Here is an 11,933-nt window from a genome sequence, read left to right on the forward strand (position 1 = left end):
GCAAATAGAGATCCGCCGCATCCGCCTGCGAGCGGACTGTCTGCACCGTCTGATCTGACCCAAGAGCAAAGACCGACAGGCCCTGACCGTCGGCCGCGGCTATAATCAGGTAATCCTGATCCTCGACCCGTGCCGCCAAAAGGCTTGCGGCTTCCGTCTGCACCCCACCTTGACCCAAGAACCCCAGAGTGCCACTGCGCGCCCCCGCATCCCAAGCCTCGAACAGATCGCCCACCAGAGCCTGTGGCAGTGCCCCCGGCGTGCCGATCACATTGAACGCGACGCGCGCCGTTTCTTCGTGAAACCACTGCCCTTCCAGCACTGGCCCGCTCGTGCCAACCCGCACCACCCGGCTGAGGCCCGCACCGTAGTCCGCGACCACAAATCCCCCATCGGACAGGGCCGTAATCGCCACCGCTGCGCGCGCGACCTCAAAGTTCGCCGCATGACTCGTCCCGACATGCACCAGCCTGACCGGCATCCCCGTCCCACCCATTTCCCGCGTCCCCACGCAAGAAACAGAGTGCCGCTGCAAGACTGCCATGGCCTTAACGAAATATGGCTGCCTCGCGGCATTTACGAAAAGTTAAAGGAAAATCGGTCCGGTCTCTGGGCGGGAAACCCTCTTAGAGAAAGATGAAATCAGCCACCGTCAGGTCCGTCGCCGCAAAGTTTTCGAGCAAAATCTGATGCCCGTTCACAGTGAGCTGCGCACCCGCCGCCGTGTTCACAATCCCCAAAGCATCGACAAAACCCGCAAGCCCAGTGCCACCGTTGGTTAGGTTGATCGCTCCGGTATCCGGGTCCAGGATGCGAATGAAGAGGCGGTCGATGCCATCCTCGAAATCGGTGATCACATCCGCGTCCCCCGGATTGAACGCGCTGAACACGAACTGATCCGCGCCCGAACCGCCAGTCATAAGATCGTTGCCAACACCGCCATTGATCGTGTCATTGCCCGCGCCGCCGTCAAGGATGTCATCGCGCCCGCCACCTGCGAGAAAGTCGTGGCCATCGCCACCTTGGATGCTGTCATCGCCCTCACCGCCGCCAACCCGGTCATTGCCTGCGCCTGCGTCGATGGTATCGCGTCCCGCCCCACCGCCAAGGTCATCCGTGCCATCCGCGCCAAACATCAGGTCATTGCCAAAGCTGCCGGACATGCTGTCGTCGCCCGCGCCACCGTCGAGCGTGTCATCGCCCGCGCCGCCCGCGACCACGTCATTGCCATTGCCGCCCGACACCAGATCGACCCCGAGGCCCGCACCGATCACATCATTGCCATCGCCACCGTCTATGACGTCATCGCCCGGACCACCCCCGATCTGGTCATGGCCAAATCCACCGACAACAACATCATTGCCGTCAGAGGCCGAGATGGAATCGTTGCCGCTGCCACCGTCGAGACTGTCATTGCCAAGACCACCCGCCAGAATGTCATCGCCGCCAAGACCCATCAAGGTGTCGCTGTCATCGGTGCCATTCAGACGATCCGCCAGCCCGCCACCCGTCAGGTATTGGCCAAGAGGCCCGTTGATCTCTTCGATCAAAGCCGAAATGCCGACGACCTCATCTGCAAATGTGACCCATTCCATCTGGATCAACTCATCCGTCCCAAGCGCAGAGACCACCCGTAACCCGCCCGCAATCATGCTGACCGTGGCCGCCGCGCGTGTCACCCCGTCCAGATTGGCCCAATCCGTGCCGGCCCCCCCGTTCAGCTGATCATTTCCGGCACCGCCCTCTAGCGTGTCATCTCCACCCAACCCGTTGATTGTCTCATCCGCGCCGGTGCCGATGATCAGATTGCCCAACGCGTTGCCGTTGACGGTCAAAACCTCAGGATTATGCAGGATGGTCACGGACTCCAGATCCGCAGGCAGGGTATAGACCACCGGGGCGCTATCCTGCGCGCCATAGATTTGCCGGATACCTTGGATGTCATCCGCCAGAATATCGGGCTGGGTCAGGATCGGATTCATGATCGCATTGACCGTTTCGATATGCTCCAACCCAAGCGCATGACCGATCTCATGCACGGCCAATCCCCGAAACAGCGGAACATCGAAATTCAGGGAACTGTCCACATCCAGCAGAATATCCCCGGCAATTGCATACTCCAGAAACGGGGGGAAAAACGCAAACCCAAGGGTGTTGCCCGGAATCGGCGCAAAGAAAATCCGAATGTCAGGGGTTGAGATGTCGCCAGCGGCACCACCGGGGTCTCTGACCTGCAAGAACTCGATGTTTCCATATATCGACCACTCCGCAAAGGCCGCACGCAACTCGGCTTCGAGATCGAATGTATAAACCGACTCTGGGTCGACCGAGAGCTGGCTGCCATCCGGCTCGCTCTCAAACCAGGATATGTCCTGCCCGCTGGCGACAATGCTCCATGTCACGACACCGCCGGGCGTGCCCACGCCTTGGGAACCCCACTTGGCGCCGTTCAGGTTAGGCATGGCAGCGCGCTCCATAATTGCGTTGAGCGGATAGGATACAACGCGGGCATGACCCAACACCAGATATCCTTACGAGGTCTATCCTTATGGGTAAGGTGATGATTTGAGAAGCAAACAAAATGTCTCACCTCTAAGGATGAGCAACTGGTCCCGCATGATCTCGACATCGCAAAGGCGGATGGAATGACCCGACCCAAAAGGCCGGGCCCTTCCACACCAGCCTTACAGGAACTGGAAATCGTCCACTGTCAGTTGCGCCGCCGCGATCCCCTCAACGAGGATCGTGTTGCCGTTGACGGTCATCTGTGCGCCCGCTGCGGTGTCGACGATATTCATAGCCGCCACGAATCCGGCCAGACCGTTGCCACCGTTGGTGATATTCTCAACGCCGGTATCAGGGTCCACCCGCCGGATGAAGAAGCTGTCGATACCATCCTCGAAATCGGTGACCACATCCGCCTCGCCCTCAAAGAAGGACGCGAACACGAATTGATCCACGCCGGTGCCACCAGTGATCACATCGTTGCCAGCGCCCGCGTTGATCGTATCATTGCCAGCCCCGCCGTCGATGATGTCGTCCCGCCCGCCGCCAGCCAAGAAATCACTGCCATCGCCGCCAAGGATGCTGTCATCGCCTTCGCCGCCGCCAACGCTGTCATCGCCCGCGCCCGCGTCAATCGTATCGCGCCCGGTGCCGCCGCCGATGTCATCCGCGCCGCCGTTGCCAAAGATCAGGTCATTGCCAAAGCTGCCGGACATGCTGTCGTTGCCCTCGCCACCTTCGAGCGTATCGTCGTTTGCGCCGCCTGCAACCACGTCATTGCCGTTGCCGCCGGACGCAAAGTCATTGCCAACGCCCGCGCCGAGCACGTCATTGCCGTCATTGCCAAAGATCGTGTCATCGCCAAAGCCGCCGCCGATGCTGTCATCGCCCGGCCCGCCAAAGAGCGTGTCATTGCCATCCGAGCCGGAGACGTTGTTGTTGCCGCCGCCGCCCGAGTCGATGTTGTCATTCCCGGCGCCCCCGGCAAGTGTATCGTCGTTGACCGTGCCAATCAGCGAGTCGTCACCATCGGTGCCCACGATCTCTTCGCCGGGAATGCCCGCCCCATTGATGAGATCGGCCGCGCTGACCAGCGCATCGTCGAACTGAAACAGCTCGACCGAGGTAAAGAAATCCGTGCCCGCGCTCGAGATGATGCGGATGCCGCCGTTGATGGCAGAGACCTGCGTGTCGGCGCGGTTCACGGCGAGCACGGCGGTATCGGTGCCCCCCTCGCCGTCGATGGTGTCATTCCCGAGACCGCCCACAAGCCGGTCATCGCCTGCCCGCCCCTGAAGCCGGTTGGCGGCATCGTCCCCGATGAGGATGTCATCGCCAGTGCTGCCGCGCAGCCATTCGATATTGGCGATCGTATCAGTAAAGGCCAGACCATTGGCGGTGCCCGTCACGATGCCGGTGGCGAGGTTGGCGTTGACCTGCGTGACCCCGAAATCGTCATAGCGCAGCCGGTCAAACCCGGCCCCGCCATCGACCGTGTCATTGCCACCCGCCACGCGAAAGGATTCATCCGCTGCGCTGCCAAGGAGCGAGTCGGATTCGTTGCCGGTGCGGATCTCGAACACGGTCCCGTTGACGGTGCTGATATTACCGCCCTGCGTCACGGTGCCCGCCACGAAATCAGCCGTGACCGCCGTACCCCTGAAATCAAGCTGCACCAGGCCCGCGCCGGTCAGGTTGAACGTATCGCTGCCGCCATTGCCGCGGACGCTGATCCACTGGTTTGAGGCCGTGTTGAAACTGAAGATGTCATCGCCAGCGGTGCCCCGGATACGCAGCCCGCCGTTCAGGAACCCCGAAAACATCGGGTTCTCGACATCGACGAATGTATCGGTGCCCAGCGCGCCCTTGGTGACGGTGCCGGTATTGGCCACGCCATCGACGGTTGCGATGATCGGTGTCGCCAGACCTCCATAGCTGACCTCGACAAAGCCATCGACGAGACCGCCGAAATCGACCGTATCATTGCCGCTGCCGCCAATCACGACATCGCCAAAATCGGGATTGTTCTCGCCCGTCCGGATCAGGTCATTGCCTGCGCCGCCGGTCAGTTGGTCATTGCCAGCACCGCCATCCAGCGTGTCATTGCCGCCCGCCCCGTCGAGCAGGTCATCGCCATCCAGCCCGTTCAGCATGTCATTGCCAATTCCGCCAAGAAGGTCGTCGTTCCCAGGCGTTCCCGTGAACAGCTCCCCATCCGGCAGCACGGACACCACCGTATTGTCAAACCCGCTCAGCGGGATGTTCTGGTTCGGGGCAAATTCGCCAGAGGTAACGGCCCCGCCGCCAGTAATCGAGTCTTCCAGCGCATTGAACCCGGCCAGGGTCGAGGGCAATGTCACGCCGGCATCGCCGCCAATCTGGAAAATATAGTCCGTATCGGAGGTCTCATCAAAAAGCCCCAGAATGATCAGCGTCCCCGCCGAGGTCGAGACAAACCCAAGGGTTAACTCGAATGGCTCTCCAGCCGGTCCGGTCAGGTCCAGCCCATCAAGGCGCGCGACTGTCAGATTGGCGTCATTGTTCAATGAGATTTCCGGCAAAAGCGAGTCCGGCTCAGGGAATCCCAAGACACTGTAGTTGAGCACATCACCTGTGATCGCAAGCTCGAATTCCGCAGGGGTTACTTCGGTCGGATTGCCCTCGGGCGTATCGTCGTAACGCACGCGAATCCCCGAAACTGTAAACAGGTTCATGGCAATGTCCTTTCTCAATCTATCTGTATTTTTCTAGTCGGACCTTGGCATCACGACATCCTGTGATCAAGGTTTTTTGTAATGTTTTCAATAAACACGCAAAGGTTGTGCGTAACAGAAAGGGGCGCTTGATGGCGCCCCTTTCGTTGCTTTTGGTCCGGCTTAGAGGAACTGGAAGTCGTCCACCGTCAGATCCGCCGCGGCGACGCCCTCGACCAGAACCTGATGGCCGTTGACGTTAAACTGCGCGCCTCCCGCTGTGTCCACAATCCCCAAAGCCGCCACGAAACCCGCAATCCCGTTGCCACCGTTGTTGATATTCTCCGCACCCGTATCCGGGTTGATGATGCGGATGAAGAAGCTGTCGATGCCATCCTCGAAATCGCCGATCACATCGCTCTCACCGGCGACAAAGGCCGAGAACACGAACTGATCCGCGCCAGTGCCCCCCGTCATCTGATCATTGCCAGCCCCGCCGTTGATCGTGTCATCGCCAGAGCCGCCGTCGATGATGTCATTGCGCCCGCCGCCGGCAAGGAAATCATTGTCGTCACCGCCAGAGATAACGTCATCGCCTTCGCCGCCTCCGACCTGGTCATTGCCAGCCCCGGCGTTGATCGTATCCTGCCCGGCGCCGCCGCCGATGTCATCGGCCCCACCCCCGGCGTTGATCAGATCATTGCCAAAGCTGCCGGACATGCTGTCATCGCCAGACCCGCCCGAAAGCGTGTCATTGCCAGCGCCACCCGCAACCACGTCATTGCCCGCAGCCCCCACGACACTGTCATCGCCAAAGCCCGCGCCCATGATGTCATCGCCGTCACCGCCGTTGATCGTATCATTGCCAAAACCGCCGCCGATATTGTCATTGCCAGCCCCGCCGTTGACCACATCATCGCCGTCCGATGCCGGAATGGAATCGTTTCCACCCCCGCCAGTTATGCTGTCATCGCCCAGCGTGCCGGGCAGGAACTCTGACGCGGCGGTTCCGTTCACGATGTTGATATTCGGTAGCGCCCCAGCGCTGGTGATCTGGGTATTGCCTCCGGATGTCTCGACATTAAAGGTCGCATTGGTGAAATTGCCTTCCAACGTGACCGTGCTGTCGGCAATGCCATCGCCATCGGTATCGACATCCAGAATAGCGGACCCAAGGGTAACAACGATGTCTTCAAGACCGAACACCGCATCCAGGAACTCTAGCAGATCGTCATCGCCCCAGTCGTCGATGATATCCCCGTCGAGTTGTTCCGCCGTTCCGGACACCGTGTCCGCGCCCGCGCCGAGGGTGATCAATTCCGGCGCACCCGTCGCATTGATCTGATCCGCGCCCGACGTGCCGCTAACATTCACAAAGCTCCCGCTCGAATTGAAGTTGGAGGCCTGCATATTGCCGATGAAGAGACCAGAATCGAAAATGAAGTCGCCCGTATCGGCGATCCCGATCTTGACCTCGTTCACCCCGGCCTGAATTGGCGCAATCACCGTGATAACACGCGAGAACCCGTCATATTCCGTATCGAATGCCCCGGTAAAGGCGTTGGCCGGATCATTGATGCCGTTATTGGAAAAGAAGTTGCCCGGCGTGTTGATGCTCTCGCCCACGATGGACAACGGCTGACCGGGATCATTGTTGAAGAGCGCAAAATTCTGCCCGTTTACAAAAACAGCGGCAATGTCGACAAAGCTGCTGTCAACGAATTCCGGGAATTCATCCGACCCGAAGAACAGATCGAAGGACACCGAAGGAGCGCTCCCCAGATCGGTCGCGTCAAAGGTAAAGGTAATGACCGACGCGTCATTGGTTTCCCCCGCCCCGGAAAACGCATCACGTGCGGCCCGGTCCAGATCCGGATCGCCCGGCTCTCCCAGAGAAACGGAAAAACTCGATTGCGTGTTGCTCGTACCGGGACCACCGCCCGTGGTCAGAAAGACGCCACGGTCAAGGGTCACCACAGGGGTCACGCTATCGACGATGCCATCTTCATTGGTATCCACCAGCCGGTTGATCGTGAACCCCTCAGGCAAGAGCGCGACACCCTCGATCCCCCCTGTGAACACCAAATCGTTGAGAACCAGATTGGGGTCAGAAACGAGCACGTCCTGAATCTCGTTAAACCCTGACGCGCCGGAAATCGGCACGCCGATCCCGGCTGTTGGTGTCTCGCCCAATCTCAGGACGGTCGCGCCATTCACAATAGACTGCACCAGCGTCGCACCGGATTCACTGGTCTCGACCGCAAAGCTCGACTCTGTCAATCCATTGCCATCCGCATCAATCGAGACGGACAGACCATCCTCGCCAATAATGACATTTGACGACGGCGTCAGCCCGGTGATCCGAATCTCATCGCCATGTCCAATCACAAGCGTATCGCCATTCAGCTCCGCAGATGTCCCCTGCAGGATGTCCAGCCCAAGACCACCATCGACCGTATCTGCCCCCGGTCCACCAATCAGCAGGTCGCTGCCATCATTGCCGAACAATCTATCATCGCCGGTGCCGCCCAGAAGGGTATCTGCACCACCCGAACCACTGATCTCATCATCGCCGCCCAGGCCGTCGATGGCATCATTCGACCCAAATCCGGTCAGCGTGTCATTGCCTTCGGTCGGGGAAAACAGGTCGACCTCCGCTGTCGTGACGCCCGGAACCGATGTGAGCGCAAAGGGCACGCCCGGCGAGAACGGCCCGCCGGCCGGGATGTCGCTCAGCGACGCGCTGCCCAAGATAGCGGTCAGTTCGGCTTCGGTCGGAACCGGTCCCGCAAAAATCGGCACATTGTCCAGTTGAAACAAGAATGTCTCGTTGGTGAACGGGTTGGTAAATCCAACAAACTGCGCCATCTGCCCGTCAAATTCGACCTCGGCCATAATGCCTTCGAACACGTTGTCAAAGACAAGCGGGTCAACGCCGTCCAATCGCACTTCAAACAAATCACCCGACGTTGCATCAAGCTCACCCTGCGGATCAGTCGGATCGACGGTTGTTGACGTATAGGTAAACTCCAGATCATCACTGCCCAGAACCTCGAGCGTTGCTGGTCCAAGACCAGAAATACTCACCCCGGACGCGATAAACTGGAACCCTGTGAGCGTGAAAAGTGTTGCCATTTCTGATCTCCCAAGCCGCATAAATTTCAGAATTTAAAAGCGGGTCTCTTCAAGGTCACGGTGAATTGACTTGATTCCGCTCGGCACATGGTAACCACAAAACGCAACAGATCAACAATTGACGTCTCAGACAGGGTCTGCGCCACGGCAAGACCCTGCTATTCATAGATATTTATCGCAAGCCTGACAAAGAGAGCGCCCCATCGGGGCGCTCAGAACACAACCATAGCACGACCACCTCCGGGACAGGACGACCGGTGAGGTCAAAACCGTGCCGCAAGGCCGACAACACCGTCGGGAACCTTTGGCCAGACCGCATCATCGCCGCTCTCAATCGAGCGCCGACATTCGACCTGCATCGACGTCACCCATGCTTTCCAATCGCGGGCCAGTCCCAGATCCCCTTCGCGCAGCCCGGACGCCTTCAACGCGACCTCACGCGATGCGCCGTCCAGCACCGCCGCCGTAAACACAATTCCGGCCTGTGCGATATTCATCTGCGTGGTCTCAGAGCCGATTGCCAGAATGCGCGCCCGGCATTCGGCCTTGATGTCAGCGGCCCGTACCGACGCGGCGATGACCGCCTTGGCCTCGGCGGTGATCATTTGACTGAAATCAATCTGCATCGGGGATCTCCTGATCATAGGGCGGCAGGGTCACAGGCCCGTCGTCGGTCACAATGACGGGCTCGGCCATGAGGGTCTCAAGCGGCGGATTTGGTCCATGGGGCAGGATCAGGCTGAGGTGCAACACACCGCCCTCCCGCTCAACCGGTCCGGCGAACCACTCCGAGTCCATGGCCTCCCGCGGCAAGGTAGCCCCCTCTGGAAGCGGTGAAAAATCGAACGCCTCGCCGTTGATCGTCAGAGTGTCCCCCGACCGGACCAGCGCCAGCCTTAGATCCCGGCGCATTGGTGAGAATTTGATCTGCATGGTCATCTCCTTAAATCCACCGGCCAATTGCAAGGAGATAGGCAAAGCCGCTCACCCGTGTGCCAGACGTGTTGAACCCCCCGATCTGAATGCTCAGGTTGGAATTGCTGAGGGTGCGCGCAAAGGCGGCCTGACTGCCCGTCAAGACCGCCGCAACGCGAGGCGCGGTGAAGAACTGCGCCGGATAAGTCCAGGTCGTTTCGCCAGAGGTCGAGAGCGCCACTGTCGTTCCGCAAATCTGCGTGCCATTGGCAAACCGCGTATATTCCCCGTTCCCGCCCACAAACTGATGCTCGATGATCGCCCCGGTCGGCACTCCGTCCGATAGGGACACCGGGCCCATCACGCGCCCGCTGTGATACAGTTCAAGCCAGGGTGTCCACCCGCCCGTGCCCCAGGATCTGACGAATTTCCGCAGCGCCGAAGCCGCTGAGGTGCCCCCATAAGACGTGAACTCCTGCACAACATTCGTGGCAGAGCGCGCAATCACCAAAAGCGCCCCAGCAGACGAAATCGGATAGGAGTTGCCCGAGGTATTTCCAGCCGTGGGATTATAATAGAGGCCGGACAAGACCAGGGTATCGAGCCCGTCAGAGGCGGTCAGGCTGATCGCGGTGCCAAGCCCGAACGCCCCCACTTTGAGCAATCGCTCTGCGGCATTGTCGGTCGGTGCGGACTGAACCGCCGCACCGCTGATCCGCGCCGTCTGCGCATCGACCCGCAGAGCCTCGGTCCATGTCGTGCCATCCGCACTCACCTTGATGGAGAAATCGTCATCGCCCGCCAGACCCATCTCGGCATGACCCGCAAACCCTGACTGAAACACCAAACTCGCGGTGTCATCGCTCTGCGCCTTGTTTATCTTGAGCTGATGTCCCGATCCGGCATGGCTCAGCAGGGTGGCCGCCGCCGCAACGCTCAATCGGTTGACGGCGTCGGCCTGCGTCGCGATCCCCAGGGCATCGGTCCGGTCCGGGAACCCGCGCCACCCCCCATCGCGGTAAATGCGCACCGCGGTGCCGCCGCGCTCCGCCGCAATCCAGCCCTCTTGCGGCGTCACAAACATCCAGGCCTCGCCCAGAAACGCGGCGATCTTGCCATCCTGCCCCGCCCAGACGCCCGTCGCCCCCGTCCCCAGCGCAAATCGCGCGCCGGTCTCAGGCGCGGCAGGGGGCTCCGTCGCCTCGAACCCGTCCAGCGCCATTTGAACCAACAGATCCAACCGCTGCACAGCCTCATTATGCGTCACATGCTTTTGCGCCTGTGACGGGGCGATAAACGGCAGGTCAAGGCGGGCTGATAAATCCGACATCGGTCTCTCCAGAACGGTTGCGCAGGCGACAAACTCGGTCAAACACCCTTGCCAGTTCGTTAAGACTGCGGACGCAAGCCAGATTAGACTCTGATTACAAACATAATCACTGACACCACCGATCCCCGCAGCCCCGCGATGAAACATCAAACACCCTCTCGTGTAATCGCGCGAAAAGGGATGCAGCCCACGCCGGACATGGTATCGTGTGCCGGGAAACGGGACGCAGCCCACCATTACTCACAGCCACCATTTCAGCATGACGTTTCCCGATCTGACCGTTTGACACGCATGGGGGCCGCAGGCCCTCTCTTTGACCAAGGAGTTTGTTATGAAATCCACCTGCTGCGCGCTCGCGCTCTGCGCCTTTGCCCTCCCCGTGACTGCGGCGGATCTGGGCAAGTCGGATGAGCCAATCAAGCTCGCGCTCACCCAACAGACCGAGGCTCAGATCACCGCGCATGTCGCGGGCGAACTGCTCAAGGCGGCAGGCTATACAGTCGAATTCGTCCCGGTTGATGACATGGCCGTTTTCCGCCAGATGGGGCGGGGCAATATCGACGCCAACCTCGAAATCTGGCCCGCCAATGCCGCACCGTCCTATCGCGATATGATGATGGAGCGGAGCCTTGTCGATCTCGGAGACCTGGGCCTTTCCATGACAGAGGGGCTGGCCTATCCCGCCCATATGGAGACCGCCTGCCCCGGCCTGCCCGCGCTCGCGGCGTTGCGTGATTGCGCCACAGCCTTTGCCAGCGATGGCGGCGCGCCTGTGCTAATCGACTATCCCACCGATTGGGAGTCACCGGGGGCCGATCTGATGACCGCCCTCGATCTGCCCTTCACCGCCTCTCCCGCCGCGTCCGAACAGGCGCTGGTCGATGCCCTCGTCAGCGCAAGCACCAACGGCACCCCGGCACTCGCGATGTTCTGGCAACCGCATTGGGCCGGCGCCGTCCATGACCTGCGTTTTGTCGATCTGCCCGAGGCTGAGGCCGCCTGCTACGAAGACGCAAGCTGGGGACCGAACCCCAAGGCCGTGGGCGATTGCGGAGTCCCGAGCCTGAGCGCCGTCAAATCTGTGATCAAAGGGTTCAAGACCCGCTGGCCCGCCGCCTATTTTCTTCTTGAGGATTTCCAGATCACCAATGAAACACAGGCCGCGCTGATGGTCGCAGTCGCGCGTGATGGTCGCCCCGTGGCCGACGTCGCTGCCGAATGGGCTGCCGCAAATGAAGACAGCTGGCGGCCAATGGTCAACGGTGCCATCAACTGATCGTCACCCAGAGCGGGGCAGGGTTAGCCAATCCTGCCCCGTCCGGATCACCCGAGCCCTGCGTGTCGGTTCCCGGCCT

At 60.4% G+C, this 11,933-nt stretch carries 8 protein-coding genes; 1 reads left to right on the forward strand and 7 read right to left on the reverse strand.

Annotated features, from left to right (window positions below):
* From ROS217_RS24315 to ROS217_RS04885, 7 genes are all read right to left on the reverse strand, one after another.
* On the reverse strand, positions 1 to 496 hold a 496-nt coding region (locus ROS217_RS24315), incomplete at its 3' end, for a hypothetical protein (RefSeq protein WP_009816562.1).
* 130 nt (positions 497 to 626) lie between these two features.
* Positions 627 to 2,462 (reverse strand): matrixin family metalloprotease, encoded by a 1,836-nt coding sequence (locus ROS217_RS04860; protein WP_050766417.1) that lies wholly within the window; start codon positions 2,460 to 2,462, stop codon positions 627 to 629.
* A 222-nt stretch (positions 2,463 to 2,684) separates the two neighbouring features.
* Positions 2,685 to 5,219: a calcium-binding protein gene (locus tag ROS217_RS04865; RefSeq protein ID WP_009816564.1), complete on the reverse strand. Its 2,535-nt coding sequence runs from the start codon at positions 5,217 to 5,219 to the stop codon at positions 2,685 to 2,687.
* Positions 5,220 to 5,381: 162 nt separating this feature from the next.
* Positions 5,382 to 8,333 carry a choice-of-anchor L domain-containing protein gene (locus ROS217_RS24870; protein ID WP_009816565.1) on the reverse strand — a complete coding sequence of 984 codons (2,952 nt, stop codon included), beginning with the start codon at positions 8,331 to 8,333 and terminating at the stop codon, positions 5,382 to 5,384.
* Between the two features lie 263 nt (positions 8,334 to 8,596).
* Positions 8,597 to 8,959 (reverse strand): hypothetical protein, encoded by a 363-nt coding sequence (locus ROS217_RS04875; protein ID WP_009816566.1) that lies wholly within the window; start codon positions 8,957 to 8,959, stop codon positions 8,597 to 8,599.
* Positions 8,949 to 9,266 carry a hypothetical protein gene (locus ROS217_RS04880; protein WP_040651108.1) on the reverse strand — a complete coding sequence of 106 codons (318 nt, stop codon included), beginning with the start codon at positions 9,264 to 9,266 and terminating at the stop codon, positions 8,949 to 8,951. The genes ROS217_RS04875 and ROS217_RS04880 overlap by 11 nt, the downstream gene beginning before the upstream one ends.
* 10 nt (positions 9,267 to 9,276) lie before the next feature.
* On the reverse strand, positions 9,277 to 10,578 hold the full coding sequence (locus ROS217_RS04885) for a DUF2793 domain-containing protein (RefSeq protein WP_009816568.1): 1,302 nt from the start codon (positions 10,576 to 10,578) through the stop codon (positions 9,277 to 9,279).
* A gap of 331 nt (positions 10,579 to 10,909) precedes the next feature.
* On the opposite strand from ROS217_RS04885, the gene ROS217_RS04890 reads away from it, so the two are divergent.
* Complete coding sequence (locus tag ROS217_RS04890) at positions 10,910 to 11,854, forward strand: ABC transporter substrate-binding protein (protein WP_009816569.1); 945 nt, start codon at positions 10,910 to 10,912, stop codon at positions 11,852 to 11,854.
* The last annotated feature ends 79 nt before the right edge of the window (positions 11,855 to 11,933 follow it).

The organism is Roseovarius sp. 217 (assembly GCF_000152845.1).
In the GTDB taxonomy this organism is placed as follows: domain Bacteria; phylum Pseudomonadota; class Alphaproteobacteria; order Rhodobacterales; family Rhodobacteraceae; genus Roseovarius.

Coding starts and splice junctions, on each gene's coding strand:
- ROS217_RS04865 (WP_009816564.1), bottom strand. CDS start 5,219: ATGAACCTGTTTACAGTTTCGGGGATTCGCGTGCGTTACGACGATACG.
- ROS217_RS04880 (WP_040651108.1), bottom strand. CDS start 9,266: ATGCAGATCAAATTCTCACCAATGCGCCGGGATCTAAGGCTGGCGCTG.
- ROS217_RS24870 (WP_009816565.1), bottom strand. CDS start 8,333: ATGGCAACACTTTTCACGCTCACAGGGTTCCAGTTTATCGCGTCCGGG.
- ROS217_RS04885 (WP_009816568.1), bottom strand. CDS start 10,578: ATGTCGGATTTATCAGCCCGCCTTGACCTGCCGTTTATCGCCCCGTCA.
- ROS217_RS04890 (WP_009816569.1), top strand. CDS start 10,910: ATGAAATCCACCTGCTGCGCGCTCGCGCTCTGCGCCTTTGCCCTCCCC.
- ROS217_RS04860 (WP_050766417.1), bottom strand. CDS start 2,462: ATGCCTAACCTGAACGGCGCCAAGTGGGGTTCCCAAGGCGTGGGCACG.
- ROS217_RS04875 (WP_009816566.1), bottom strand. CDS start 8,959: ATGCAGATTGATTTCAGTCAAATGATCACCGCCGAGGCCAAGGCGGTC.